Raw genomic sequence first — 26,496 nt, forward strand, 5'->3', positions numbered from 1 at the left:
CTATGATGGATGCGAAAACATTAAAATCGGCCGAGGTTCTGTTCGACATGGCCTATGCCGAAGATATTGGCGATGGAGACATTACTACAAACAACCTGATTGACAGTAACGTTGTTAAAACGGCGCAGTTTGTAGCTAAGGAAGAAGGAGTTGTTGCCGGTTTGGAGGTGGCAGAAATGGTTTTCAGAAAATTTGACCAGGAACTGGAGTGGACAGTATTTATGCCCGACGGAACCCATGTGGTGCCCGGCGATGTAATTGCCGAGTTTAAAGGGAACTATCGTGCTTTGTTAACCGGAGAAAGAAAAGCGCTGAACTTTTTGCAACGCTTATCGGGTATTGCAAGTTATGCCAACCTTTGCATGAAAGAAATTGAGGGTACAAAAGTTGAGATTCTGGATACCCGAAAAACCTTACCCGGATACCGCTACCTCGATAAGTATGCGGTTAGAATGGGAGGCGCTTCGAATCACCGTTTTGGATTGTACGATATGGTGATGATTAAAGACAACCACATTCAGGTTGCAGGAAGCATTACAAAGGCTGTTGAAGCCATTCGTAAAAAAATCCCAAAAAGTATTAAGATCGAAGTGGAAACCACTACCATCGACCAGGTTAAAGAAGCATTGGCTGCCGATGTGGATATTATCATGCTCGACAATATGCGCTCGACGATGATGAAAGAGTGTGTGGATATTATCGATCGTCGTGCAAAAATTGAAGCATCGGGGAATATGACCATCAAACGTATTCGCAAAGTAGCGCAAACTGGCGTTGATTATATTTCGATTGGAGCACTAACACATTCGGTAAAAGCACTCGACATTAGTCAGCGTATAATTGATTAATGAATCTGGTAATAGATATAGGCAATACCCGGACAAAGTATTCGGTTTGTGCGAAAAACGAGGTGGTGAAAACGGAATCGGTTGATGCCTTTACGCCTGCGTTAATCGCTACCTTAAAACAAGAATACAAGGGCTTGGATCGTGCAATTCTTTCGTCGGTAAAAGATTATCCCGAGGAATTAAAAGTTGCCCTGGCCGAACAGTTCAAGCTATTTATTGAACTGAACGCCACCACACCTTTGCCTGTAGAAAACTGTTACGAGACGAAAGAAACATTGGGAAAAGACCGCATTGCGGCAATTGTAGGAGCTTTTGAGCTGTATCCCGAAACAAATGTTTTGGTTATTGATGCCGGAACAGCAATTACCTACGATTTGTTAACTGCCGATGGTAAATACCTGGGCGGAAATATATCACCTGGTTTGGAAATGCGCTTTAAGGCACTAAACCAGTTTACAGGAAAACTTCCTAAAGTTGAAAGGGGAGTCGTTAACGAACTAATTGGAAAAACAACCGAGCAGGCAATTAGAGCCGGTGTACAACACGGTATCGTGTTCGAAGTAGATCATGCAATTACCTCATTTAAGGAAAATTATAATAATTTAAAAGTTATTATGACCGGGGGCGATGCCGAATTTTTTGATAACAAATTAAAAAATTCTTTCTTTGTACACTTTAATTTAACCAGCATTGGTTTAAACCGCATTTTACAACATAATGGGGAGACTAAATAGAGTAAGTTTTTTGATTGCCGGGTTATTATTTATCCCGGCTGTATTGTTTGCACAATTTAATAATAACACCACATCGCCATATTCGCGTTATGGCCTTGGCGATTTGCAACCCTATTCGCTCGGCCGTTCGTCGGCCATGGGAGGTGCAAGCCTTGCAAGCAGATACAACATGCAAATAAATGCGGCCAACCCCGCCAGTTATACATCGCTCGATTCGCTTAACTTTATTTTCGAGTTTGGTTTGGAAGGCAAATTTGCCAATAACAAAACCGAAAGTACAAGCATGAAAACCAGCGATGTAAACTTCAAGTATTTTGCCATGAGCTTCAGATTAAACAACTGGGCGGCAACAAGCTTAAGTTTAACACCCTATTCCGATGTAGGTTATTCTGTAACATCTATCGCCGACATTGAAAATGTTGGAACCGTTTACAACTCGTATTACGGTGCCGGAACCATATCGAATGCCCGGTGGGGAATTGCCATCGAGCCCATTAAAAATGTATCGGTTGGTGCGAACTTGAATTACCGTTTCGGAACATTAAACCGAAATACGGAAGTAACCTTTGCCGATCCAACATTTTATAATGTACAGCGGTATTCAACAGTTCGTATTCGCGACTTCGGGTTGGATTTGGGTGTACAGGCAACCCTGCCAATGAAAAATGATAAAAGTTTAACATTTGGATTGGTGTTTGCCAATAAACCCGAATATACCGACTTTGTATCCGATATTATTCAAAAGAACCTGTCGTACGGAGGTGCAATTGATCAGGATACTTTGAATTACCGCGAGGAAGAAAAAGGGACTATGACTTTCCCGATGATGCTGGGCGGAGGACTGTCGCTGACAAAAGAAAATGTGTATGAGATAAATGTGGATTATTACCACGAAGGATGGGCCAACGCCGATTTTTTAGGAGGCAAAAGTAATTTCTTGACAGATTTGAATAAATTTGCGATTGGGGCTGAGTGGGTTCCGGATAAGTTTTCGATCAGAAGTTTTATTAACCGTGTGGCCTATCGCGCAGGTTTTAAATACGAACAAACTTACCATACCTTTGCCGGACAACATATAAACGACTTTGGCATAAGTTTTGGAGTGGGATTACCACTGTATCGCTCTAACTCAACACTTAATGTAAGTGCCGAGTTTGGGCAAAGAGGGACAAAAGAATATAATTTAGTACTTGAAAAATATGCCAAAGTTAATGTAAGTGTAAGCCTGCATGATTTGTGGTTTATGCAACGAAAAATTGACTAGCATTAAAAAAAGAAAAAACAAATAAAACTCATTATGAAAGCTATTTTACGCATATCTCTTTTAATCGCGGCAGTTGTAATGGTCGGTATTACAACGGCACAGGCGCAAAGAGTTATTAAAGGAACTGTTTATATCGATGGAGAACCAGCAGCTGGAATTACAGTTGAAGCCCATAAAGGTGGCGAAATGATGACCAGTTTTGATGGAAAGTATGAAGTTGAAGCTGATGAAAAATCAAAATACATCAGGTTTACATTTATCGATGAATCAAAAAAATTAGACCTCGAAGGCAAATCGGGCGATGTGTTTGATTTTGCATTTAGTGGAAGTCTTCCATCAGAAGGTGGTGATGTAGAAGAAGAAAGTGGAGACGTTAATCTGAGCACTTTGGATGAACTGATGAAAGCACAGGATAAAGACTTCTTAAATGAGCTTTCGTTATACACCGAATTTTACAAACAACAGGATTATAAATCAGCAATTCCTCACTGGCAAAAACTGTATAACAAGTATCCTAAATCTACCATGAACCTGTACATTCACGGTTCTAAGATTTATGAATACCAGATTGAAAATGCCAAAACTGATGCTGAGCGCGACAAGTACATTGATTTGTACATGAAATTGTACGACAAACGAATGAAGCACTTTGGCGATCGTGGTAATGTGTTAGGTCGTAAAGGTACATCGTGGTTAAAATTCAAATTAGACCAGAACAGAGACAAAGCACCTGAAGGCGAAGCTTTAAAAGCAATTCATAAGTCGGCTTACGAGTGGTTGTCAGAATCGGTTAAGCTGCAAGGCGACCAAACTGAACCACCTGTTCTTTTATTGTATATGCAAACAACTGTGGCACTGTTTAAATTGGGCGAGCTTCCAAAAGAGCAGGTTGTGAAGAATTACGAAGAAGCAACTTCTTTGGCTAATGCCATTGTTGAGGCCAACGAAGATGCTGATAAAGTAAAACTGACACAGGAAACCGTTATTCCTTATATCGAAAATATTTTCGGAAAATCGGGTGCTGCCGATTGCGAAGCTTTGGTAAATATTTACGAACCTCAGTACCGCGAAAATTCAAACGATGCTGACTTTATTAAATCGATGTTACGTCGCTTAGGCAGGGCCAACTGTACCGAAACTGAACTTTTTGGCATCGCAACCGAGCGTTTGTACGAACTTGATCCTTCAGCAGAAGCAGCCTTTAACATGGCGCGTCGTTTCCTGAAAAAGGACGATGTTGATAAAGCTCGTGAATACTACCAAATGGCTATTGATCAGGAAACTGACGATAAATTAAAAGCCACTTACCATTACGAGCGCGGCTTGGTACGTTTCTCTAAAGATGGTAATTATGCCGGAGCGCGTAACGATGCCAGAATTGCACTACAATTGGATCCTGATTTATGCGATGCAAACATGTTGATTGGAAATATCTATGTTGCCGCTTCACAAAAATTCCAGGGTTCTGCCATTGAAAAATCAGCAGTGTTCTGGTTAGCATGCGACTATTTCGCAAAAGCGCGTCGTGGCGAAGACTGTGCAATTGATGCAGCAGAAAACCTTAGAAAATACAAAGCTTATTTCCCGAATAAGGAAGAAGCATTTATGGAAGGACTACAGGAAGGTTCTACCTATCACGTAGGAGGTTGGATTAATGAAAACACAAAAGTTCGCTTCTAAAATAGTACAACTGATAAAGATGTCTCGTATTGCAGTTCCCGTGTTGGGAACTGCAATACTTTTCTTTGCGTGTAAGAAAAACGACATTGAAAAAATTAAAGCTTTTAGTTCCCCCGAAAATTTGCCGGTTTTAGAGGCAACAAATTTCGAGACACTCAATACCGATTCCGGTACAGTTCGCTTTTCACTAAAAGCCCCAAAATTACTTCGCTTCGAAAACGACGGCCAAATATATCACGAGTTCCCCGAAGGGTTGTTACTGATTGAGTACGACGAAAACCATAAAATAACTTCCAGTATTAAGGCCGATTATGCGAAGGAATTTATTAAGGAAGAAAAGTGGGAGGCCAAAAATAATGTGGTAGTTACCAACGAAAAAGGCGATTCGCTAAAAACCGAACACCTGATTTGGGACGAAAAGCATGAAACGATCTTTACCGAAGAATATGTGAAGATTATAAGTGCCGACAAAATTATTACCGGAACAGGATTAACATCCGACCAAAGCATGCAAAACTGGAAGATTACCAATCCGAAAGGTGTTATTTATGTGGCGGTAGATAATAAAAACCAAGCTCAACAACCCGATAACACTATTGAACGCCCCCAGGCCGAAGTTAACGATCCGGTTATTTCGGAAACACCACCCAAAAAAGCTGTAAACTTTAACTAACTATTTATGAACCCGTATTTGCTGATTCTGATTACGATCATTCTCTCAGCCTTTTTTTCAGGTATGGAGATTGCTTTTGTTTCAGCAAATAAACTGCGCCTCGAGTTGGATAAACAATCCGACCCGTTCAGCTCCAAACTATTGAAGTTTTTAACCCATAATGGCGGCCAGTACATTGCCACCATGTTGGTTGGCAACAACATTGCGTTGGTTGTTTACGGTATTGCTTTTGCCGCAGTGTTAGAGCCCGTTTTGATAAGTTCTATCCAGTCGGAGTCGGTGGTTTTATTACTGCAAACCATAATCTCAACATTTGTAATTTTACTTTTTGCCGAGTTTTTACCCAAAACATTATTTCGCATTTTTCCCAACACCCTGTTAAATGTTTTTGCTTTGCCACTGGCCTTTTTTTATGTGGTGTTTTTTCCGGTAACACGTTTTTCGATGGGCATTACCAACTTTTTGCTGCGAAATCTTTTTAATACCGAGCCCGGCAACGAAGACAAAAATAAAGTATTCCGCAGGATTGATCTCGATGAGTTTATAAATGAAAACGACCGTACACATACCGAGCATAAAGAATTGGTTGAGACCGAGATTAAGCTGTTTAAAAATGCACTCGATTTCTCGAAAGTAAAGTTACGCGATGTAATGATTCCGCGTACCGAAATTGAAATGATGGAAACGGGTGCATCGATAAGCGATTTGCGGCAAAAATTTGTTGAAACCGGATATTCAAGAATCCTGATTTATAGCGAAAGTATCGACAATATAATTGGGTATGTTCACTCATCAATGTTGTTTAAAAATCCGCAAACCATCGATCCGTTTATTAAAAATGTATTGATTGTTCCCGAAACCATGCCTGCAAATAAACTGCTGAGCACTTTTATTCAGGAGCACCGCAGCATAGCTATTGTGGTTGACGAATTTGGTGGAACAGCAGGAATGGTAACCAGCGAAGATATTCTGGAAGAAATATTTGGTGAAATTGAAGACGAACACGACGTTAAAGACATTATTGAAAAGAAGATAAGCGAAACGGAGTTTATTTTTTCAGCACGAGCCGAGATTGATATGCTGAATGAAAAGTATTACCTCGAACTACCCGAAAACGAAGACTTTGAAACACTTGCCGGATTTATTCTTTACAACTACGAAAGTATTCCGAAGGTGAACTCAGTTATAAAAATCGAAAAATTCCAATTTAAAATCCTTAAGGCCACCAATACTAAAATCGAATTGGTAAAACTCAAACTTCTAACTGATTGATTTTACAAACAGGAACGAGGGTAAGGTGCTGGAAATGTGGTAATTCTCAACTCGTTTCGGGCATTGGTAAAAAATATTCGATATTGGAGGTAAAACAGTTAAAATTATTATCTTCGTAGCTCGAAAAATTCAAACGATTTTAGACAAAAAATAACTGTAAATCAATGGCAACGTTACAAAACATTAGAACGAAAGCAGGATTGTTAGTAGCAATTGTAATCGGTTTATCATTGGCAGCGTTCATCCTTGGCGATTTGTTACAAGGAGGTTCGTCGATGTTTCAGAGAAACCGCTTAGAAGTTGGAGTAATTGATGGTGAATCAATTCAATATCCTGAGTTTCAGCAAGAGGTAGAAGAACTGGGGGAGATATTCAAACAAAATTATGGGCAAAATCAGTTAGATGATAATACCTGGGCACAAGTTCGTGAGCAGGCCTGGCAACGCAAAATTGCCGAGATCGTAATGGGTAAAGCCTACAAAGACCTTGGAATTGAAGTTAGCTCAGAAGAGTTATTCGATATGCTGCAGGGGGCAAATCCTCATCAAATTGTTCGTCAGCTATTCAGCAATCCTGAAACCGGTCAGTTTGATCGAACCGCGGTAGTTCGTTTTTTAAAAAACCTGGAAACCGGAATGGTTGCAGCCGATCAGCGTGCCTATTGGTTAAACATCGAGCAACAAATTGTTGAAGAACGTACACAAGGCAAATACACCAACATGGTAGCCAAAGGTATGTATGTTACCAGCGAGCAGGCTGAAGCAAGCGCCACTGCCGGAAACAAATCGGTTAATTTCGATTACATTGCTCTGCCACACAGTACTGTTGCCGACGAAGATGTTGCCGTTACTGAATCGGACCTGAAAGAGTATTACAACGCTCATAAAGAAGATTACGAATCGGAAGCCAGCAGAAGAATTGAATACATTGCTTACCCGGTAGAACCATCGGAAAAAGACTTTGCTGATGCGGAAGCGTGGATCACAGATATTAAAGCCGACTTCGAAGAAACTGATAACACTATTCAGTTTGTTGACACCAACTCGGACATTAGTTTTAACGATGCCTGGGACAAAAAAGACGACCTGCCGGAAGCCGTTGGTAACTGGATTTTTGATGAAGGTGCTGAAGTTGGCTCAGTGTACGGTCCGTACAAAGACGGTGAATCATTCACTTTGGTAAAATTGTACAAATCGGAAATGATGCCCGACTCGGTTGAGGCACGTCATATTTTGTTGCAGGTAACCAATCAGGCCGAAGCGATTCTTGCACAGCAACTGGCCGACAGCCTGAAAACAATGATTGACAACGGAGCTGATTTCGCCGAACTGGCGCGTACCAATTCAGATGACCAGGGCTCTGCAATAAACGGTGGAGATTTAGGTTGGTTCCAGCGTGGACAAATGGTGAAACCTTTCGAAAATGCAGCATTTAATAACACAACGGATAGTGTAACAATGATTGCAACACAATTCGGAATTCACCTGGTTCAAACTACCAAACGTGGAAAACTTACACGTCAGGTGCAGGTGGCTTATCTTACACGCAATGTTGTGCCAAGTACAAAAACGTATCAAAATGTATATGCAAAAGCAAGCCAGTTTGTAGGTGAAAATCCAACTGCCGAAGCATTTAATGCTGCCGTAACCGAGCAAGGTCTTACAAAACGGGTAGCAAATGTTAGCGAAAATCAACGTACTATTGTTGGTTTGGAAGACGCTCGTCCGTTAGTTAGAGCTGCCTACGAAGCTGAGGTTGACGATATTTTGACTAACAATCAGGATTCGCGAATTTTCGAGCTGGGCGACAACTTTGTAATTGCCATTTTAGCAAACAAAACTGAAAAAGGAATTGCTCCTTTCGAAAACGTAAAAGCACGAGTTGAGCTGGCAGTTACAAAAGAGAAAAAAGCTGAATTGCTGGTAGAAAAAGCAGAAGCTGCCCTAAACGACAATGCCGATTTGGCCGGAGCTGCTGCAGCTCTTGATACCGAGGTTCAAACAGCAAACGCAATTAATTTTAACTCGTTCTCGGTTCCCGGAATTGGATTGGAACCTGCCGTAATTGGTACAGTTGGAGCGCTTGAGGTTGACGAAGTATCGGCACCAATTGCAGGAAATAACGGTGTTTACATTGTAATGCCAACTGCTGTAAACGAAGGAGCCGGTGTTGATGTAGCGGCCGAAAAAATGCGTTTGGCACAAACAAACACTTACCGGGTTGGTTCGGCTGTATTTAATGTATTCCGCAACTCGGTTGAAATTGAAGACAAAAGAGCGAAATTCTATTAGTAGAAAAACGCACAAAGATAGTAAAAGCCGTTCCTTTTTTAGGAGCGGCTTTTTTTCTGAAAATCACTTTGGTGAAAACATAAAAGTTCACGCAGAGTAGATCACTAAGTTTTCGCAAAGCACGCAAAACAGATTCTATACCTTTGCGAATTTTGCGCTTCTTCTTTTCTTTGCGTGAAACAATATTGATGTACTTCCATCACTGTTGATGATTCTTCGGAATCATGAATGTTCTTTATATTTTGTGCGCAAAACAACAATCCTGGCGGTTGAGCTTTATATTTTGCATGTAAAATGTTGATCCTAACGGTTCAGATGCTTGTTTTGTCGGAAAAATATCAATCCTGATGATTTTTTTCCTCGTTTTGTGCGCAAAACAACAATCCTGGCGGTTGAGGTTTATATTTTGTGCGTAAAATGCTGATCCTGACCGTTCAGATGCTTGTTTTGTCGGAAAAATATCAATCCTGATGATTTTTTTCTTCGATTTGTACGCAAAACAAACCTTCTTACGTTTTTTATTCGCATGCCGCGCAGCCCATAAAGTATAGCTTAATAGATTTTACCAGCTAGCTGCCTGAAACATAAAAAATAAGTTTAGTGTTTAAAACACAAAAGCCCTAAAATTTGTGAATACGCACCTTGAAAAACGTTAAAAAGCAATAATGATAAGTGGTTTACAGGCCATATAAGGTGTATAACAATGCTTTTTTTAACGGTATAAGGGAAATAACATTATCTGCTAATGTTATACAGTAGTGTGTTGGATATTGAAATGCCTTTACAAAAAGAGTAAAATTTGTAAATAATTAGTTATGCAATTCATCAATCGATTTTTCAAAAAGGATTCCTCCTTTATACATTCCTTTGAGGACAGGATGAATTTCTTTACCAAGTTCTGTTAAGCTGTATTCAACGCGTGGAGGAACTTCAGGAAAAACAGTCCGATTTATTAATCCATCCGATTCTAACTCTTTCAGCTGTTTCGTCAGCATTCGTTCACTAATATCAGGTAAGAGTTTAACCAATTCGCTATACCTTTTATCTCCTTGAAAAAGGTGTAAAATGATGGTTCCTTTTCGTTTTCCTTTAACTACATTTATAAATGTGTCAATCGGGCAATAACTTTTTTCCATTTTTTTTCTTCCCTCAAAGTCTTTAAAATACTAAAAACAGAAATAAATGTTCGTTGGCCAACCAAAGGTAAGTTCTTGGATGGCAAAATATTTATCCTGAAGTTTGTACAAAATAAGAAAAATTAAAAGACAAAAGATGGTACAGAATAGTTCAACATTTAAGGCATTCCGAATTGAAGAGATTGATGGGATTTATCAGGGGTCTGTTCAAGAAATGGATTTTGGCACATTAAACAATAACGAGGTTTTGGTAAAAGTGCACTACAGCTCATTGAATTATAAAGATGCCTTATCAGCTTCGGGAAATAAAGGAGTAACAAGAAATTATCCGCACACACCAGGTATTGACGCCGTTGGGATAATTGAAAAATCGAACAGTGATTTATATGCTGTTGGAGAAAAAGTAATTGTAACCAGTTACGATTTAGGCATGAATACCGATGGTGGATTTGCAGAGTATATTCAGGTTCCGGCAGAATGGGCCGTAAAATTGCCCGAAAATATAACGATGAAAGAGGCAATGATATATGGTACTGCAGGGTTAACAGCAGGAATGTCTGTTTTACGGCTTACGGAATTGATAAAACCTGAGGATGGAAAAATTGCGGTTTCTGGTGCAACAGGTGGAGTTGGCGCATTGAGTGTTTCCATTTTAAGTAAATTGGGTTATTCGGTAGTTGCAATAACAGGGAAGGAAACAGAATGGGACTATTTAATGAATCTTGGTGCTGAAGAAGTGCTACTGCGTAGCGAGGTTGAAAATTTTGCTAAAAAGCCATTATTAAAACCTTTGTTTGCCGACGCCATTGATACAGTTGGAGGTGTAATACTTGAAAATATAATTAAATCGACAAATGCCATAGGTGTTGTAACTTGCTGCGGAAATGTTGCATCTCCAAAACTTGATTTGACCGTTTTTCCCTTTATCCTGAGAGGGGTTACACTCATTGGAATAGATTCTCAAAACTATCCAATGAAATACAGAAAAATAGTGTGGAATAAGTTATCACAAGAGTGGAACCCAAAACAGTTAAATCACACTTGCAATGAAATAAAATTGAAGGATGTAGGGCAAAAAATTGAATTAATGCTTCAGGGAAAATTAAAAGGAAGAACTGTAGTGACTTTGGTTGAATAAATATACAACAGAACACCCGGTATAAAGCATAAGTGTTTTATACCGGGTGTTCAAATTTTTTGCCACCAACTAAGTTCGGTGTAACTGGGCAGGAAAGTAGTCTGCATTCCCCAACAATTTCATATCGCCACCGTTGAATACAGAAAAGGAAGCCCAATCTATGTCCACGTATTCCATTTGGCAATAATAATTGGTAGCCAAAGTGGCATTCAACAGAATTGCCGTTTAAAGCTTTTGCTTTCCTGATTACTATTTTTATATTTACCCCGGCAGCTATTAAACGGTTTTAAAAACCGAAAAAAATAAAGCTAAAACAACGCATAAAAACCCGGAAACTACATGACCGAATTTACAAGATCGATACTGTTATTACTGGTTTTATTAAATCCGTTTTTGGTAATTGTTTATTTAATCGACATTGTTCAGAAGCTCGATAATACACAGTTTCGGCGCGTATTAATTCGCGCCGGGCTTATTTCGTGTGTTGCCTTTTGTAGTTTTGCCGTGTTGGGCGATCGGATTTTCTCCGATGTATTTCAAATTCGTTTTGCTTCGTTTCAGTTGTTTGGTGGTATTGTTTTCCTGCTTATTGGCCTGCAGTTTGTTTTTCGGGGGCCAACCGCTATTGAAATATTGCGCGGCGAATCGAAACACATTGCCGGAGCCATTGCCATGCCGGTTTTAATTGGCCCGGGAACCATTAGTGCCAGTGTGGTAATAGGTAAGCGTAACGATATTCTTATGTCGTGCGCATCTATTGTTGTGGCGGTTATGCTGTGTATCCTGGTTTTGCTGTTTTTAAAATTTTTGCACGATGTAATTCGCGAAAAGCGGGAAGAATTAATTGAGCGCTACTTCGATTTGGCCGGGCGTATTACCGCGCTGTTTGTAGGTTCTGTAGCCATTGAGATGATTATGGCAGGGGTGAAAACATGGCTCAATCTTCACTGGAGCTAATTTCAGCAAATCTCAACCAGGCGTATATCAAAACTCAACACTGCGTTTGGTGGAATTTTATTTCCTGTACCTTTTCGTCCCCATGCCAGTTCGGCAGGAACCCAGAATTTATAACGGCTGCCTAAGCTCATCATAGGCAAACCTTCCTGCAACCCTTCAATAAGTTCTTCTATTTTAACTTCGTCGGGCTGGTTTTGGCGGTAAGTATCTTCCAGTATTTTACCATCGAGCAGTAAAGCGCGCTGGTGAATTTTAACCGTATCGAAAAGACCCGGTTTTGGCCCCTGTTTTTCTTCCACAATTAAATATTGCAAACCACTGTTGGTTTCTAAAACACCGGTTTTCTGTTTGTTGTTCTGCAAAAAATCTTCACCCGATTTTCGGTTGTTTCCTGCCGATCCTTTACTTCGTGATTTTTTCTCTCTGCGCGCCATGTTTCTCTGTCACTATTAAGAAGTATTACAAAGTAAGTGAAAATCAGCAAGTAAGTTTTAAATATTACAGTTGAAATTTTATATTTGAGCTGCTGTTAATATAGATTTACTATTTAAACCAACTTGAACCTGATAAGGAGGACTAAAATAATGCTGCGCTTTCTCACTATTTTTACACTTCTGTTTTGTTTTGCATTCATTAATGTTCGGGCTGCAGAAAAGCCCGAAAAAGATGTGCGTATAAAAAGCCGTGGATCGTTGTCGTACAACAAGCGCGAGGCCAAAATTAAAGTTTATATCGAAGGTGTTCGGCTTGATATGGATTACATGCGCCGCAATATGCGTTTTGCCGATTTTGTAAACGATCCGGCCGTTGCCGATGTGCATATTATAATAAATAACCGGGTGAGCGGCTCGGGCGGAATGGTGTATTCGTTGATGTACAACAACCTTACATTCGAGAATTTTAGCGATTTTACCATTACATGCACCACACTTGCCGATGATACAAACGAAGAGGAACGCCAAAAACTGAAAGACGCACTTTCGTTGGGCTTAATGCCTTTTGTAAACCAGACAAAAGCTTCCGATCAGTTAAGTTTCCGCTACCGGGGCGACGTTGAACCGGGGCAAGTGGAAATCGTTGAAGATCCCTGGCGCAACTGGACATTCAGAGCTGATGTTAGTGGCCGTGTGAACCTGGAAGAAAGTAAAAAGAATTATAACTATTCGTTTTATGGCCGTGCCGATAAGGTTACCGAAGATATTCGGATAAGAAACAACGCACGTCGCTCGGTAAATACACAGAAATACACCACCGAAGGAGAAGAGTACCGCTCGGATAATACATCAACATATGCCTCGTCGAGTACCGTAAAAAGTTTATCATCGCGTTGGTCAACAGGTTTATTCGGTAGTTTCTATAACAGCAATTACCGCAACACGAAATACTCAGTGTCGGTTAAGCCGGCAGTAGAATATAATATTTTCCCATGGGATGTGTCGGACCGAAAGGTGTTTACCATCGCCTATTATATTGGCCCCGAGTGGATGAAATATTACGAGGAATCGATATATGACAAAATGGAAGAAAGCCTTTGGGAGCAGTCGTTACGGTTGGATTTGCAGATTGTGCAAACCTGGGGCGAAGTAAAAGCGGGGCTTAATGCTACGAACTATATGCACGACTGGACCAAAAACCGGATTACTTTTGATACCGATTTATCGGTTCGTATTATTCGCGGACTTTCGGTTCGTATGGGTTTTACCGTAGAGAATGTTCACGACCAGATTTACTTGCCTAAAGGTGAAATTTCTCTGGAAGATGTTTTGCTGAATAAGGTTCAGTTACCTTCGTCTTTCGAGGTTGGAGCCAATGTTGGAATTCGCGTGCAGTTCGGTTCAATTTATAATAATATTGTGAATAACAGGATGTAAAGTTAGCTGCAAGCCGCTGGTTTTTTAGTGTCAATCTGCATTCAATCTGCATCAACCTTTTATCAATCTTTCTTAACAGTTGCGATAACAACCACCCGTGTTGCCATCTGAAAACCATGTTGTTTTAAGGCATTTTCAATTTCCGGAATTTGCTTTTTCATCGCGTGGTATTCGGGCTTGTCTTTAATCTGGTTGAGCATTTCTGTTAACTTTTCTTTTCGCTCAGCAGTTTCATCGGGAGTTGGTTCTACACGATCTTTTTCCTGATTAAAGGCTGTGCAAATTTCCAATCCGGCTTTTTCAACCTGCTCCAGAATTTCGGCGCGGGTGAAGGTTTCGTTATGGCAAACACCATTTAAGCGATCAATCGTACTTCTGAAATGATGCATACTTTTGTGTACTTCCTGTGCAGGATTCAGGTTGTTGCTAAACAGTTCGTTTACAACAAGCCAGCCACCGGGTTTTACCACGCGTTTCATTTCGTTGAAAGTTTGCTGAACATCAGGCAGGTGGTGCATGGCCATCGAAATACTTGCTGCATCGAAAGTGGAATCGGGGAAATGCAGCTGCCCGCCGGTCATATTCATGAATAGCACATCAGGATGGGCTTTTTCCGCCTCTTCAAGCGATGCTTTGTCCGGATCGATGCCGGTGAATTGGGTATTGTTAAGTGTTTCTTTTAAAACAGCAATAAAACTTCCGGTTCCTGTTCCAACGTCCAAAAGGGTTTTTACTGTTTTGTCCTTAAAAAATTGTTGCAGTTGTTCCATCAGATTAAGAGTAAAAATGCCGACAGGGCGGTTACGATAATTACGGCGGTCCGGTATAGCTTCTCCGATATTTTCTGTACCAGTTTTATGCCGGCAAATGCACCAAAAGCAATGGCCGGTAAAAGCATCAGATCAAGTGTGAGCGTATCCAGGTTAATGGTTTTCCACACGAAAATATGCAGGGGAAATTTCGAAAAATTAACGATCAGAAAAAACCAGGCTCCCGTGCCAATAAAACTGTTTTTTGGTAAATGCATAGCCAGCAGGTAAATGGCAAAAATGGGGCCGGCCACATTGCCAATCATCGTGGCGAAACCTCCTAAAATGCCCATCATTGCCGAAAACCACCAGGTGTCGGGAAAAAGGTTTTGTCCTTTTTTGCGGTCGTGCCACAACATTAGTCCAATACACAGAAAAACCAAAATAGCGATTATATTTTTAAACCAGGTATCGTTTACCACTTCGCCTACCCAAAGCGCAATGCCAATTCCCACAAAAGCCCATGGCAGTAGTTTCCACAGGTATTTCCACTCGGCATGACGGTGATAATAACCAACTCCAAAAAGGTCGGCCATCATTAACATCGGTAGTAAAATTCCGGTTGAGGCTTTGCCCCCAAAAATTAGCGCCAGCGCGGGAACCACCAGCATTGAAACACCGGGAACACCTACTTTCGACATGCCAATCAGCATGCCACATACCGCCAGTAAAATCCATTGAAGCGTGGAGAAATCAAGTTCTAGCATAGCAAAAAAGATAAGTCGCTAATGTACAAATAACCTGAGTTTGGCACTAAAATATGAGTATTAAATATGGAGCAGGGGAGAAAAGAAAAGGTCCCGCAGTAGCGGGACCAGTCTAGCTAACAATTTGAAGGTAGATCTTACCTCCTCAAAAAACAAAAAACAAAAACCATGTTCAAGGCCTAAGCCTTACTTCCAGTCACTTCATTTAAAAACATGATAGCTACAGTATATGTAACTAATTAGATATGTGCAAAACGCATGCCATAACTTTCATACAAGTAGCAGATTAACCTCTGTTAACGTGCTTGCAAAAAAGTCTTAAAAAGTCTTTTTATCAATATCCTGAAGTTCTTTTGGGTCGATTTCGCCAAACCATTCGTTAAGTTTTTCGCGTGCTTTGGCCTTAATTTCGGGGGTAATGCTACCTGCTACTGCCGAGAGTGTAAAAAGTAGTACGCCCAGGTCGTCGCTAAAACCAATTAGTGGTGTCAGGTCAACAATGGCATCGGTGGGTAGAATAAAATAACCCAATGCGGCGGCAATGCTGAGTTTCGTTTTTAATCCAACGCCTTTGTCTTCGAAAGTGTAGTACAACAATAAAACGGCATAAACAACTTTTGCTCCGGCAGCTTTACCAAAGTTTTTAAGCTTGTCCCACAACGATTGTTCGGAGAAATATTTTGAATACTTGTCGTACATGGTTGTTCTATTTTAAGCTGGCCGTTGAAAAATCGAGCTGAAATGCACCGTATTGTTCGGTAATTTGTTCAAGAATTGCGTGCACCTCGTTGTTCGTTTCAGCGCGCAGCAGTTGAATTTTTAGTTCCCTGAAATTTGGCAGTCCCGGGAAATATTTGGCAAAATGGCGGCGCATCATTAAAATTCCTGAGCGTTCATTGTCGCGCCACTCTAGGTTTAAGCGGAGTTGTTCTTTCAAAACATCCACCACCTCGATAACGCTTGGTTGTGGAAGTTCTTCCCCGGTTTGCAGGTAGTGTTTTACCTCGCGAAATAACCATGGCCGGCCAATTGCCCCACGACCGATCATCAACGCATCAACACCTGTTGCATCAAGCAGTTGTTTGGCTTTTTTACCGCTGTTAATATCCCCGTTGCCGATAATTGGAATATGAATTTTCGGATTGTTTTTTACTTCACCAATCAATGTCCAGTCGGCTTCGCCGGTGTACAATTGTTCGCGTGTACGTCCGTGAATGGCCAGTGCCTGAATACCGGCATCCTGCAAGCGCTCGGCTACTTCAACAATGGGCAGGTTTCCTGCCGACCAGCCCAGTCGTGTTTTTGCAGTTACGGGTATTTTTACGGCCTTAACAATCTCGGCAGTCATTTTCTGCATTTTATCCACGTCTTTTAACATGGCCGATCCCGCACCGTGGCGTACAATTTTTTTCATGGGGCACCCGTAATTGATGTCGATAAAATCGGGCTCAAATTCTTCGGCTACCTGCGCGGCACGAACCATCGAATCGATGTTGTGTCCGTAAATTTGAATGGCTACGGGGCGGTCGAATTCAAACAGGTGCATTTTTTGTTTGGTTTTTTCCACATCGCGCACCAGTGCCTCCGACGAAACAAACTCGGTGTACATTACATCGGCACCAAATTTTTTGCACATCATCCTAAACGATTTGTAGGTGACATCCTCCATCGGTGCCAGAAAAAGGGGAGTGCCCTCCAGTTCTATGTTGCCAATCTTAATCATTCCTTTGAAAATTGCTGCAAAAATAGCTAAAAATATTTGGGATTGAATTTCTTTTAAATCAGGCGTTTAACTTTTGCGTTTGGGGTCAGTTTCATGGTTTTGAAATCGATGCCGGTAATCAGGTTTACACCGGGTTTTTTACCTTTCTCAAACGATCCGAAGGTAGTTGAAATGTTTAAGGCTTTGGCTCCGTTTATGCAGGCCCACGACAACAACTCTTCCAGTGGGACTTCAGGTAAATTTTGCTGAATGGTAAGCATTTCCTGAAGTATCGAAAGTTCGGTGTTCGATGCCAGGCTGTCGGTTCCCAAACAGATTTGCAGCTTTTCTTCCCGAAAAAGTTCCACCGGAGGTAGTTCATTTTCGATAAAAAGGTTAGAATTCGGGCACAAAACAAAAAAGGTATTGACGAGGCTGCAGTGCTGTTTTAGAGCTTTAATATCCTCTTTTTTGGTTTGTGTGTTGTGCACCAAAAGCAGCTGATTTTCTTTTGGCAGATAGTTAATAATGGATTGCAACGACGATTTTCCGGTAGGTTTCCAGTGCGAGGTATCGAGCTTTAAATTAACGCTGAAATGTTTGGAAATAGCACCTTTGCCAGATATAAAGAATTCCGTTTCAGCCTTGCTCTCCTGGTTGTGAATGGAGAACAGCCCCCCTTTTTCTTTTGCACGGTTCTTTACTTTTTCGAATAACTCTTGCGAAACAGAATAGGGCGAATGCGGAACGATGGATGCGGAAAGGTTGGCTCTTTCAAACGAGCGATACACTTGCTCGGCTTTAGCAAAAGCCCGCTCTGCCCGCGATGGATGAAAGCCAAAAACTTCAACAAAAGTATGGTAGTTGATTTTGCTTTTTTGTTTTACCGAAAGCGATAGTTCGGAGTTGGAAACATCGGCAACAGCTGCAATTCCTGCCGCCCACATTTTTCGGTCGGCAATTTGCATAGTCTTTTCTTTGTCGGCCGGTTCATCTCGTAATTGGTTTATCTTTTCAAGAAAACCACTAAAACCAATGTGTTTTTCTATTTTGTTGTGCAGGTGCGAGAATTCTAAATGACAATGGGTGTTTACAAATCCGGGAGCCAATATGCCGCTGTAAAATTCCACACCGGCCTCTTCGCGGAATAAATCGCCCCGGTCGAGAATGTCGATGATTGTTCCATCATCGTCGCAAACTAAAATTCCGTTTTTTATTGGCGAGCTTGTTCCGGGGAAGATATATGTAGCGGCGATTTTTCTCACCTTACAAGCCATTATTCTTCTTCTTCAAATTTCAGCAATTCCTCTTTCCGGCCCGAACGTTCCTGCTCCATTTCACTCAGCCGGCTCATTACTTTTCGATACATTTTCTCAAAGTTTTTTGGGTGACTTTCGTAGTAAACCAGCGATTGCTCGAATAACGAATCAGTAACTTCGTATTTATCCAAAACTGAATAGTAGAAATTTTCGGTCCGGCTGTTTATCATGGCGGAGTCGTACCTGATATGGTTATAAGCAGCTTCAGCCAGGTGCACGTCAACCAGCATATTGATCATTTTCTTTTCCTTGATTAAATGCTCGGGTTTGGGCATAATCTCGTTTTCGCACGCCGAGAATGCGAATACCGCAATAATTAGTATCAGAAAGGCATTTTTCATTTGGCTGCCAAATTATAAATTGTTGAATCGTTTTTCAAAAAAAGGTCGTTAAAAAAGCTTATTTATACACTGTTTTACCGAATGTTTCTCGCTGATCTCGCAAATAACGCTGATTTTATAAGCTTGTGTCCAGTTTTTCTGCGTTCATCTGCGTAATCTGCGAGAAATTATTTTACGCAAAAATTGTTTTAAATACCTCTTCTACCCGGCTAACTTTTACAATATCGATTTTAAACTTCGAAACATCGAAACCTTTGTTCAGTGTTGGCACATAAATGCGCGAGAAACCCAGTTTGGCTGCTTCGGCAATGCGTTGCTCGATGCGGCTAACGGCGCGAATTTCTCCGGTTAGTCCAACCTCGCCGGCAAAACATATTTTGTGGTTTATGGCAATGTCGATGTTCGACGATAGAATGGAACAAATTACCGCTAAATCGGTGGCCGGATCATTGATTTTTAGTCCGCCTGCAATATTCAGGAACACATCTTTTGCAATGAGTTTAAAACCGGCGCGTTTTTCCAGCACGGCCAAAAGCATGTTCAGGCGGCGCAGGTCAAAACCTGTTGACGAACGCTGTGGCGTTCCGTAAGCCGCCGAACTAACCAAGGCCTGAATTTCGATCAGGAAAGGCCGCACACCTTCTACGGTTGCGGCAATGGCAGTGCCACTTACATCGACGTTTACTTTTGAGATCAGCTGCTCGGATGGGTTAGTGATTTCGCGCAACCCGTCGCTGCGCATTTCAAAAATGCCGAGCTCGTTGGTGGAGCCAAATCGGTTTTTATTCGAGCGCAAAATGCGGTACATATAATTGGTGTCGCCCTCAAATTGCAAAACGGTGTCGACCATGTGCTCCAGCACTTTTGGCCCGGCCAGGCTGCCTTCTTTTGTAATGTGCCCGATTAGTACCACGGCAACATGATTCTTTTTTGCAAATTTCAATATCGCCGAAGTACACTCGCGAACCTGCCCAACCGAACCCGGTGATGATTCAATCAGTTCGGTTGAAATGGTTTGAATGGAATCGATGATCAGCAGCTCCGGTTTTGCCTGTTCGCCCTGGGCGATAATATGTTCCAGCGATGTTTCGCTTAAAAACAGGCAGTTGCTTTTGGCATTGCTCAATCGTTCGGCACGCAATTTTATCTGTTGCAGGCTTTCCTCGCCCGAAATGTAGAGAATTTTTTTGCCGTTTAATCCGAGTGCCAGCTGAAGTGCCAGTGTTGATTTTCCAATACCGGGGTCGCCACCTAAAAGTATCAGCGAACCGGGAACAATTCCGCCGCCCAGCACCCGGTTAAATTCTTCAATACCCACCGAAATGCGCTGGGTTCTTGCCATTTCGATATTTTCGAGCGTAATGGGCTGGTTCCCCGAAATCTGCACCGAAAGTTTTCCGGTAGATTGTTTCTTTTCTACAATCTCTTCTACGTAGGTATTCCACTCGTTGCAGTTGGAACATTTTCCGAGCCATTTGGGCGATTGGGCGCCGCAATTCTGGCAGGTGTATATGGTTTTTGTTTTTGCCATTCTGTAAACTACTTTGTTTGTGAGAAAAATTAACCACAAAGAACACTATGGTTTCACAAAGTTTCTCAAAGGTTTTTTATTCGTTCAATAATTTCGCTGGTGGAGATCCCTTCTACTAATTCCAGTGTTTCCACTTTTCCTCCGTTATTAAGAACGGTGTCGTGGCCGGCAATTTCATGAATTTCGTATTGGGCGCCTTTCACCAAAACGTCGGGGATGATTTTTGCAATAATTTCGGCCGGTGTTTCTTCATCGAAAAGGATTACCGCATCAACACATCCGAAGGCAGCCAGCACTTCGGCACGCGCCTGCTCGTTCAGAATTGGGCGCTTGTCGCCTTTTAAGAGTTTTACCGACACATCGGAGTTTAGCCCAACAATCAATTTAGTGCCATAGGCTGCCGATTTGTGTAATGAATCAACGTGCCCGTTATGAATAATATCGAAACAACCGTTGGTAAAAACAATGGTGTTATTGCTGCCTTTCCAAATGGATAGCAGGGGATCAAACGATTCAAAATCCTTAAAAATCTTTGATTTAAACATGAGATTCATATCTGTCAAAAATAACTATTAAATTGAAGTATCACTATTGCATTTTAAAGGATGTGTGAATTATTTTTATTCATTCTAAATCCCCCCCTAAACTAATTTTTAACATATTATATTTTGAAAAAGAGTATTTATTGATTTATATTTTGATTATCCGTTCTATGTCATAATTATTATTTAGCAAGTCATGCTGTCCATCAGCTGACGGATTCAGCATCTCTCGCATCTAATAATCAACTATTTGCAAGAAAGACCCTGAAACAAGTTCAGGGTGACGTGCTGGTTGTGACCAATTGCGGACATCCAATTTATATTTAATCCGTCATTAAAAGAACCCCTGTTCTTCGATACAAATTTTCAGGAAAAGGATAGTATAAAGTGAGGTAGGAAATAAAACACAATGGTGTTTTAGGATGAAAGAAATAAAGTTGTTGAAGTCAACTAATATATAATTTCAGAAAACTATAAAACATACTAAAATGAGAAAAATTACACTCGTATTTCTATTATTTCTTTTTGTGAAAATTTCATTCGGACAAGATGAGGGTGAGTTAATAAAAAGTGGATTTAAATTCACAATCGTTAATCCAGGAATGGAATATGAATTTAAGTTGTCAGAAAAATCAACTTTCGCTTTAAATCTTGGCATCGGTTATGGTGGCTCGTACAAAGATTTAAAAACCAGTGGGGAGGGATTTATGTATTTGTTATCACCGTTTTACGATATGCAGTATCGTAATTACTACAACATAACGAAAAGAAACAGTGCCGGTAAAAATGTAAGGTATAATTCATCTAATTACTTTGGAGTAAGACTTCTGATTCGAGGTCCCGAAATGGCTTCCAGTTTTTCGAGAACTTCTGAATTGGATTATGCATTTGGGCCAACATGGGGAATACAGCGCGCTTTTAGTCAGTTTTATGTTTTATTTGATGTTGGACCATATGTTTATTTTGACATGAAAGGGGAGTATGGATTTTTACCAATGTTCCAGCTTAACATCGGTTATAATCTTAGAAAATGATCTTCTTAACTGTGCCCAAATTGGGCACAGTTTTTTTATATTTAATAGTATTCTTGATGGCTAAAATCTTTTCAACGCTCAATACTTCTATTTTAATCTTATTTGGGATTTTTACGGAAATGCTCAATCCTTCAGCGTGTAATGCACAAGACGAAAAATTCCCTGCTCATTTAAATTTTGATATGGGTACGAACGCATTTGTGCTTGATAATGAAGATTATGGATATTATTTTGGAACTGGTTATGAGTATTATCTATCCAGAAAATTTGCTTTTGAGTTGAAAGGATATGCGGGAAAGAATTCTCATAAAAAAATAAAGCCCATAGGTGGTGAAATCGTTCCTTATGGCGATGATTACATACTGTTTACCGAAGCCAGTTATTATACACTTAGCCTGTGTCCTCGGTTTTACCAGGAATTATCTGATATTATTTTCTTTTTTGCTGATGTAAACCTGGGATTTGAGAGCTCGAAAAGTAATGCCACTTTCGGGAATGAAGAGACCGAAGAAGAAAATTATCTTGGAAGCTCAAAGTCATCTTTTAGTTGGTATCCGGGATTGCATGTAGGGTTTAAAGTAATAGCCGAAGACCTTTCCGTGTGGTTTTATGTGGGTTGGGAGAACGTTGATTTAGGAAGAAGTTTAAATGAATTACCGATCTCGGAAACAGGTGTTTTTGAGGATTACTCGGGTAGTACGGAGTTTTTGCAACTCGGAATTCGATTGGGAGTGCCGTTGGGAAAGCGGAGATAAAAAATTACGTTGGTTCTAACAAGGATCCGATCCGTATTTCCTAAAATGATACGGATCGGATCCCTGTTCTTGTTGAAAAGAAATTCAAATAAAAAACCCCGCAGTAAAAACTACGAGGTTTACAATTATATCGTAAATGTATTTTATACTACGGTATTGGTCTCAATATCCGGGAAGATCAAACTTGGCTTAAATGTTTTGGCTTCCTCGAAATCCATTAAGGCGTACGAAATGATAATTACCACATCGCCAACCGCCACTTTACGTGCGGCAGGGCCATTCAAACAAATGGTTCCCGTTCCACGTTCACCCCTGATTACATAAGTTTCTAAACGCTCGCCGTTGTTAATATTAACAACCTGTACTTTTTCGTTCTCAATAAGGTTTGCCGCGTCCATCAAATCTTCGTCGATGGTAATACTTCCAACATATTGCAGGTTCGCTTCGGTAACGGTAACCTTGTGTATTTTCGATTTACACACTTCAATTTGCATAACTATGCTTATTTCGGTCTTAAAAAACTATATTGTCAATTAATCGGATCTTTCCGCAGAAAACAGCAACACATCCAACTTTTGTCGATTTTTCGTCCCAGCTTTTCACCGGTTGCAGCTGTTCGTCGTCAACGATCTCAAAATATTCAACATCAAGGAAAGGGTTCTTGTTTATCGTTTCGGTTACCCAATCCGTGATTTCTTGTACGGATTTCTGCCCCTTAAGTTCTTTGGCTTTAAACAAAGTCTCCGAAATTACGGTTGCATTTTTCCGCTGTTCTTCCGTCAATAATTCATTTCGCGAGCTCATGGCCAAACCACTTTTTTCGCGAATAATGGCGCAAGGTACAATTTCCACAGGAAGTTGCAGTTGTTTCACCATATTTTTAACAATGGCCAATTGCTGAAAATCCTTCAATCCGAAGTAGGCTTTGGTAGGTTTTACCATGTCGAAAAGGCGGCTAACCACTTGTGCTACACCATTAAAGTGTCCCGGGCGATGCTTGCCTTCCATTACTTTTTCTAATTTTCCAAAGTTAAATTTACGTTTATCCGGTTCGGGATAAACCTCCTTCGCATTGGGTGCAAAAACGATTGAACAACCTGTTAGCTCCAATAATTTCATATCGTTTTCGAGGGTGCGCGGATAACGTTCCAAATCGGCCGGATCGTTAAATTGTGTTGGATTTACAAAAATACTTACCACCACAACCGGATTTTCCAAAACGGCCTGTTTTACCAACGAAATATGGCCTGCATGCAAGGCTCCCATAGTGGGTACGAAACCCACTGTTTTGCCATTGGCAAGGTGCTGTATTTCAGTCTGTAACTCTTGTATTGTACTTACCAGTTTCATAGCTTAAAAATTGCGGCTGCAAAGTAAGTAATTTTAATTGGTAAAATAGCACAAATCCGAAGTATAGTAACTGAAACTAACGAACTTAACTTGTCTATTCGCATATTTTTATTACTTTTGCACACTGTTTTTAACTGCACTATAGGTTCATGGAAAAGAAAAGAATCCTTTATATTTCACAAGAGATTACCCCTTATTTACCAGAAAGCGAAATGTCGGAGATTGGACGTTACCTGCCACAGGGCGTTCAGGAGCAGGGGAGAGAGATTAGAACATTTATGCCACGTTACGGGTGTGTAAATGAGCGTAGAAACCAGTTACACGAGGTTATCCGTTTGTCGGGTATGAACCTTGTGATTAACGATGCCGATCATCCACTTATCATAAAAGTAGCGTCGATACAAGCTGCTCGTATGCAGGTTTATTTTATCGATAATGAAGATTATTTTCAACGCAAAGCCGTTTTGCACGATGACGACGGCAAAGAGTTTGAAGATAACGACGAACGTGCAGTGTTTTTCGCGCGTGGTGTGCTCGAAACGGTAATTAAGTTACGCTGGGCACCCGATATTATTCATTGCCACGGCTGGCTGACTTCGTTGGTGCCTTTATACATTAAAAAGTATTATTACAACGATCCCTTATTCAAGAACACAAAACTGGTTTACTCGGTTTATAACGATGACTTTAAGCAAACGCTTGATCCGAAGTTTAACGAGAAACTGTTGCTTGAAGGTATTACAACCGACGATGTAAAAATGATTGAAGAGCCAACTTTTGCCAACGTAAGCAAAATGGCTATCGATTATTCGGATGCAGTGATTCAGGGAACTGAAACGATTAATGCCGACGTTAAAAAGTATATAAAAGATAACGAAAAGTTATTTCTCGATTTCCAACCAAAAGAAACATACATTGATGCCTACAATGCGTTTTACGATAAAGTGTAAGGCTTTGGTGTTAAAGAATCAAAATTATATTTAAAAAGTTCAATTTTACTGCGATTTCAGAAATGCTCTCGTTGTAATTTTCTATGTTTGTGTAATTTTTCGGAAATCAGAAAATTGAAGAAGTAACCATAACTGTTTAACCAGGCTAAATTGCATTGGCTGCAGGGGGTAAGCTTCCTAAAATAAATTGGAATTATTGACATGAAATACAGTACAGTGCAGTTGTTGAAAATAGTTGGAGGATTATTCGTTCTTGTAAACATTTTGGTTGCCTGCAACAGCGAACAAAACGATTTGGGATTGGAAATCCTGCCGGACGAAGACCTGATTAATGTCCGAAACATTTCTGTTTCAGATAAAATTGCATCCTATACATTTAACGAAAACGGAATTACTTCCAATAAAGGAGCAACAAACCTGTTGGGAACCCTTAATGATCCGGTTTTTGGAAAAACAACAGCCAATTATGCCACGCAGTTCCGATTGACTTCATTTCCTGATTTTGGAACCAATCCGGTAGTTGACTCTGTTCGTTTGTACCTTTTTTACCGAAATATTTACGGCGACACAATTACAACACAGCATGTTAAAGTGTACGAAATGGAAACGTACCTCGACCCTGATGCTGAATACACCCAGGATATTGATTTGAAATCGATGGCTTCGGACATTCCGCTTGCCGAATTTGATTATACACCAAAAGTGGAACTGGATTCTGCAACCCAGGATACCAACTACCAGTTGCTGACCATTCCATTGGACAATACTTTAGGCGAAAAGCTCATTGGTGCCGATTCGCTTGATATGGTTAATAACGATGTTTTTCTTCAGTATTTTAAAGGCCTTTTACTCGAAAGTGCTGATGTTACAGGAGAAGGTTCGTTGGTTACCCTGCACACGGCATCAAGCAGTACGTTTCAGGGATCGGCGTTGCTGGTGTATTATAACAACGACGAAAATACCATACTGCTTGAAGACGATGAAGCTCCCGATACCTTATCGCAGGCTTACCTGATAACTCAGTATAGTTTGCGGGTTAACGAATTTAAACACGATTACAACGGTGCACCGTTCCTGGATAATCTCGACCAGGAAGAGGAGGAAAGCGACCTGATTTATGTGCAGCCCACCGGAGGATTAAAATCGCGCATAACAGTTTCCGGTCTTGAAAGCTGGAAAGACTCCGTAAATATGGGCATCAATAAAGCTGAAATCATTTTTCATGTTGATACCACTGCAAGCGATATTCATAATTATCCGCCACCAAGCCAGCTGATGTTTACCTTTGTGGCACCCGATGGCGAGGAATACCGCCCGATTGATTACTTCTTTAGTCCTACGTTTTACGGTGGTGTACTGGATACCAGCGATTACACTTATACCTTTAATATTACGCAGCATGTTCAGCGTATTATCGATGTAACCGATCCTGATGATGATGACTTTGTTGGAAACGAGGGATTTTTCCTAACAACAGGTCGCCGTGCCGATATTGCCAACCGGGTAATATTAAAAGGAGCAAAACAGGGTGGCGTTGATATGCGGATCACTTATTCAAAATTTTTAGACTAGCCGATTAGCCAATCTTTTAT

At 40.7% G+C, this 26,496-nt stretch carries 26 protein-coding genes; 14 read left to right on the forward strand and 12 right to left on the reverse strand.

Annotation, left to right across the window (positions count from 1 at the left end):
• Nucleotides 1-2: 2 nt before the first annotated feature.
• From nadC to BMW53_RS13890, 7 genes are all read left to right on the forward strand, one after another.
• Entirely contained in the window at nt 3-848 is an 846-nt protein-coding gene (nadC, locus tag BMW53_RS13860) for a carboxylating nicotinate-nucleotide diphosphorylase (protein WP_038556704.1), read from the forward strand.
• Complete coding sequence (locus BMW53_RS13865) at nt 848-1,582, forward strand: type III pantothenate kinase (protein ID WP_038556702.1); 735 nt, start codon at nt 848-850, stop codon at nt 1,580-1,582. The genes nadC and BMW53_RS13865 overlap by 1 nt, the downstream gene beginning before the upstream one ends.
• Nucleotides 1,566-2,846: a beta-barrel assembly machine protein BamG gene (bamG, locus tag BMW53_RS13870; RefSeq protein WP_139178162.1), complete on the forward strand. Its 1,281-nt coding sequence runs from the start codon at nt 1,566-1,568 to the stop codon at nt 2,844-2,846. The genes BMW53_RS13865 and bamG overlap by 17 nt, the downstream gene beginning before the upstream one ends.
• A 33-nt stretch (nt 2,847-2,879) precedes the next feature.
• The gene (locus tag BMW53_RS13875; RefSeq protein ID WP_139178164.1) at nt 2,880-4,526 is read left to right on the forward strand and encodes a tetratricopeptide repeat protein; all 1,647 of its coding nucleotides are present in this window, start codon (nt 2,880-2,882) and stop codon (nt 4,524-4,526) included.
• Between the two features lie 19 nt (nt 4,527-4,545).
• Nucleotides 4,546-5,199, forward strand: coding sequence for an LPS export ABC transporter periplasmic protein LptC (gene lptC, locus BMW53_RS13880; RefSeq protein WP_038556696.1), 654 nt, complete (start codon nt 4,546-4,548; stop codon nt 5,197-5,199).
• Between the two features lie 6 nt (nt 5,200-5,205).
• Nucleotides 5,206-6,471, forward strand: a complete 1,266-nt coding sequence (locus tag BMW53_RS13885; protein ID WP_038556694.1) for a hemolysin family protein — start codon at nt 5,206-5,208, stop codon at nt 6,469-6,471.
• A 164-nt stretch (nt 6,472-6,635) separates the two neighbouring features.
• Complete coding sequence (locus BMW53_RS13890) at nt 6,636-8,762, forward strand: peptidylprolyl isomerase (protein WP_038556692.1); 2,127 nt, start codon at nt 6,636-6,638, stop codon at nt 8,760-8,762.
• Nucleotides 8,763-9,571: 809 nt separating this feature from the next.
• Here BMW53_RS13890 and BMW53_RS13895 read toward each other — a convergent pair.
• The gene (locus BMW53_RS13895; protein ID WP_038556690.1) at nt 9,572-9,898 is read right to left on the reverse strand and encodes a winged helix-turn-helix transcriptional regulator; all 327 of its coding nucleotides are present in this window, start codon (nt 9,896-9,898) and stop codon (nt 9,572-9,574) included.
• Between the two features lie 103 nt (nt 9,899-10,001).
• Here BMW53_RS13895 and BMW53_RS13900 point away from each other — a divergent pair, with 103 nt between their 5' ends.
• Together BMW53_RS13900 and BMW53_RS13905 are read left to right on the forward strand one after the other, a co-directional pair.
• Complete coding sequence (locus tag BMW53_RS13900; protein ID WP_245749048.1) at nt 10,002-11,036, forward strand: YhdH/YhfP family quinone oxidoreductase; 1,035 nt, start codon at nt 10,002-10,004, stop codon at nt 11,034-11,036.
• Nucleotides 11,037-11,375: 339 nt separating this feature from the next.
• Nucleotides 11,376-11,993, forward strand: a complete 618-nt coding sequence (locus BMW53_RS13905; RefSeq protein WP_038556686.1) for a MarC family protein — start codon at nt 11,376-11,378, stop codon at nt 11,991-11,993.
• Nucleotides 11,994-11,995: 2 nt separating this feature from the next.
• On the opposite strand, the gene BMW53_RS13910 is transcribed toward BMW53_RS13905, so the two are convergent.
• The gene (locus tag BMW53_RS13910) at nt 11,996-12,427 is read right to left on the reverse strand and encodes an FKBP-type peptidyl-prolyl cis-trans isomerase (RefSeq protein WP_038556684.1); all 432 of its coding nucleotides are present in this window, start codon (nt 12,425-12,427) and stop codon (nt 11,996-11,998) included.
• Between the two features lie 150 nt (nt 12,428-12,577).
• On the opposite strand from BMW53_RS13910, the gene BMW53_RS13915 reads away from it, so the two are divergent.
• Complete coding sequence (locus BMW53_RS13915; protein ID WP_038556682.1) at nt 12,578-13,864, forward strand: hypothetical protein; 1,287 nt, start codon at nt 12,578-12,580, stop codon at nt 13,862-13,864.
• 62 nt (nt 13,865-13,926) lie between these two features.
• On the opposite strand, the gene BMW53_RS13920 is transcribed toward BMW53_RS13915, so the two are convergent.
• The 8 genes from BMW53_RS13920 to rfaE2 form a co-directional block, all read right to left on the reverse strand.
• Entirely contained in the window at nt 13,927-14,634 is a 708-nt protein-coding gene (locus BMW53_RS13920; RefSeq protein ID WP_051567655.1) for a class I SAM-dependent methyltransferase, read from the reverse strand.
• Nucleotides 14,634-15,380: a sulfite exporter TauE/SafE family protein gene (locus BMW53_RS13925; RefSeq protein WP_038556680.1), complete on the reverse strand. Its 747-nt coding sequence runs from the start codon at nt 15,378-15,380 to the stop codon at nt 14,634-14,636. The genes BMW53_RS13920 and BMW53_RS13925 overlap by 1 nt, the downstream gene beginning before the upstream one ends.
• 318 nt (nt 15,381-15,698) lie before the next feature.
• A complete protein-coding gene (locus BMW53_RS13930) occupies nt 15,699-16,079 on the reverse strand; it encodes a YkvA family protein (protein ID WP_038556678.1) in 381 nt (126 codons plus the stop codon).
• A 7-nt stretch (nt 16,080-16,086) separates the two neighbouring features.
• The gene (gene dusB / locus BMW53_RS13935) at nt 16,087-17,103 is read right to left on the reverse strand and encodes a tRNA dihydrouridine synthase DusB (RefSeq protein ID WP_217642954.1); all 1,017 of its coding nucleotides are present in this window, start codon (nt 17,101-17,103) and stop codon (nt 16,087-16,089) included.
• A gap of 53 nt (nt 17,104-17,156) precedes the next feature.
• Entirely contained in the window at nt 17,157-18,347 is a 1,191-nt protein-coding gene (locus BMW53_RS13940) for an amidohydrolase family protein (protein WP_168136396.1), read from the reverse strand.
• Between the two features lie 11 nt (nt 18,348-18,358).
• Nucleotides 18,359-18,742, reverse strand: coding sequence for a DUF4296 domain-containing protein (locus BMW53_RS13945; RefSeq protein ID WP_038556674.1), 384 nt, complete (start codon nt 18,740-18,742; stop codon nt 18,359-18,361).
• 172 nt (nt 18,743-18,914) lie between these two features.
• Nucleotides 18,915-20,273, reverse strand: coding sequence for a DNA repair protein RadA (gene radA / locus BMW53_RS13950; RefSeq protein WP_038556671.1), 1,359 nt, complete (start codon nt 20,271-20,273; stop codon nt 18,915-18,917).
• A gap of 65 nt (nt 20,274-20,338) precedes the next feature.
• Complete coding sequence (rfaE2, locus tag BMW53_RS13955) at nt 20,339-20,818, reverse strand: D-glycero-beta-D-manno-heptose 1-phosphate adenylyltransferase (protein WP_038556670.1); 480 nt, start codon at nt 20,816-20,818, stop codon at nt 20,339-20,341.
• Between the two features lie 485 nt (nt 20,819-21,303).
• On the opposite strand from rfaE2, the gene BMW53_RS13960 reads away from it, so the two are divergent.
• Together BMW53_RS13960 and BMW53_RS13965 are read left to right on the forward strand one after the other, a co-directional pair.
• On the forward strand, nt 21,304-21,849 hold the full coding sequence (locus BMW53_RS13960; RefSeq protein ID WP_038556668.1) for a hypothetical protein: 546 nt from the start codon (nt 21,304-21,306) through the stop codon (nt 21,847-21,849).
• 56 nt (nt 21,850-21,905) lie between these two features.
• Complete coding sequence (locus BMW53_RS13965) at nt 21,906-22,604, forward strand: hypothetical protein (protein WP_139178168.1); 699 nt, start codon at nt 21,906-21,908, stop codon at nt 22,602-22,604.
• 143 nt (nt 22,605-22,747) lie between these two features.
• On the opposite strand, the gene panD is transcribed toward BMW53_RS13965, so the two are convergent.
• The gene (gene panD, locus BMW53_RS13970) at nt 22,748-23,098 is read right to left on the reverse strand and encodes an aspartate 1-decarboxylase (RefSeq protein WP_038556664.1); all 351 of its coding nucleotides are present in this window, start codon (nt 23,096-23,098) and stop codon (nt 22,748-22,750) included.
• 19 nt (nt 23,099-23,117) lie between these two features.
• Nucleotides 23,118-23,954 (reverse strand): pantoate--beta-alanine ligase, encoded by an 837-nt coding sequence (panC, locus tag BMW53_RS13975; RefSeq protein ID WP_038556662.1) that lies wholly within the window; start codon nt 23,952-23,954, stop codon nt 23,118-23,120.
• Nucleotides 23,955-24,103: 149 nt separating this feature from the next.
• On the opposite strand from panC, the gene BMW53_RS13980 reads away from it, so the two are divergent.
• Together BMW53_RS13980 and BMW53_RS13985 are read left to right on the forward strand one after the other, a co-directional pair.
• Nucleotides 24,104-24,904, forward strand: a complete 801-nt coding sequence (locus BMW53_RS13980; protein WP_038556660.1) for a glycogen/starch synthase — start codon at nt 24,104-24,106, stop codon at nt 24,902-24,904.
• Nucleotides 24,905-25,105: 201 nt separating this feature from the next.
• A complete protein-coding gene (locus BMW53_RS13985; protein WP_038556658.1) occupies nt 25,106-26,476 on the forward strand; it encodes a DUF4270 domain-containing protein in 1,371 nt (456 codons plus the stop codon).
• Nucleotides 26,477-26,496 lie beyond the last annotated feature (20 nt).

Source organism: Draconibacterium orientale (genome assembly GCF_900111425.1).
Lineage (GTDB): Bacteria > Bacteroidota > Bacteroidia > Bacteroidales > Prolixibacteraceae > Draconibacterium > Draconibacterium orientale.

Coding starts and splice junctions, on each gene's coding strand:
- nadC (WP_038556704.1), top strand. CDS start 3: ATGATGGATGCGAAAACATTAAAATCGGCCGAGGTTCTGTTCGACATG.
- BMW53_RS13865 (WP_038556702.1), top strand. CDS start 848: ATGAATCTGGTAATAGATATAGGCAATACCCGGACAAAGTATTCGGTT.
- bamG (WP_139178162.1), top strand. CDS start 1,566: ATGGGGAGACTAAATAGAGTAAGTTTTTTGATTGCCGGGTTATTATTT.
- BMW53_RS13875 (WP_139178164.1), top strand. CDS start 2,880: ATGAAAGCTATTTTACGCATATCTCTTTTAATCGCGGCAGTTGTAATG.
- lptC (WP_038556696.1), top strand. CDS start 4,546: ATGTCTCGTATTGCAGTTCCCGTGTTGGGAACTGCAATACTTTTCTTT.
- BMW53_RS13885 (WP_038556694.1), top strand. CDS start 5,206: ATGAACCCGTATTTGCTGATTCTGATTACGATCATTCTCTCAGCCTTT.
- BMW53_RS13890 (WP_038556692.1), top strand. CDS start 6,636: ATGGCAACGTTACAAAACATTAGAACGAAAGCAGGATTGTTAGTAGCA.
- BMW53_RS13895 (WP_038556690.1), bottom strand. CDS start 9,898: ATGGAAAAAAGTTATTGCCCGATTGACACATTTATAAATGTAGTTAAA.
- BMW53_RS13905 (WP_038556686.1), top strand. CDS start 11,376: ATGACCGAATTTACAAGATCGATACTGTTATTACTGGTTTTATTAAAT.
- BMW53_RS13910 (WP_038556684.1), bottom strand. CDS start 12,427: ATGGCGCGCAGAGAGAAAAAATCACGAAGTAAAGGATCGGCAGGAAAC.
- BMW53_RS13915 (WP_038556682.1), top strand. CDS start 12,578: ATGCTGCGCTTTCTCACTATTTTTACACTTCTGTTTTGTTTTGCATTC.
- BMW53_RS13920 (WP_051567655.1), bottom strand. CDS start 14,634: ATGGAACAACTGCAACAATTTTTTAAGGACAAAACAGTAAAAACCCTT.
- BMW53_RS13925 (WP_038556680.1), bottom strand. CDS start 15,380: ATGCTAGAACTTGATTTCTCCACGCTTCAATGGATTTTACTGGCGGTA.
- BMW53_RS13930 (WP_038556678.1), bottom strand. CDS start 16,079: ATGTACGACAAGTATTCAAAATATTTCTCCGAACAATCGTTGTGGGAC.
- dusB (WP_217642954.1), bottom strand. CDS start 17,103: ATGATTAAGATTGGCAACATAGAACTGGAGGGCACTCCCCTTTTTCTG.
- BMW53_RS13945 (WP_038556674.1), bottom strand. CDS start 18,742: ATGAAAAATGCCTTTCTGATACTAATTATTGCGGTATTCGCATTCTCG.
- radA (WP_038556671.1), bottom strand. CDS start 20,273: ATGGCAAAAACAAAAACCATATACACCTGCCAGAATTGCGGCGCCCAA.
- rfaE2 (WP_038556670.1), bottom strand. CDS start 20,818: ATGTTTAAATCAAAGATTTTTAAGGATTTTGAATCGTTTGATCCCCTG.
- BMW53_RS13960 (WP_038556668.1), top strand. CDS start 21,304: ATGAGAAAAATTACACTCGTATTTCTATTATTTCTTTTTGTGAAAATT.
- BMW53_RS13965 (WP_139178168.1), top strand. CDS start 21,906: ATGGCTAAAATCTTTTCAACGCTCAATACTTCTATTTTAATCTTATTT.
- panD (WP_038556664.1), bottom strand. CDS start 23,098: ATGCAAATTGAAGTGTGTAAATCGAAAATACACAAGGTTACCGTTACC.
- panC (WP_038556662.1), bottom strand. CDS start 23,954: ATGAAACTGGTAAGTACAATACAAGAGTTACAGACTGAAATACAGCAC.
- BMW53_RS13980 (WP_038556660.1), top strand. CDS start 24,104: ATGGAAAAGAAAAGAATCCTTTATATTTCACAAGAGATTACCCCTTAT.
- BMW53_RS13985 (WP_038556658.1), top strand. CDS start 25,106: ATGAAATACAGTACAGTGCAGTTGTTGAAAATAGTTGGAGGATTATTC.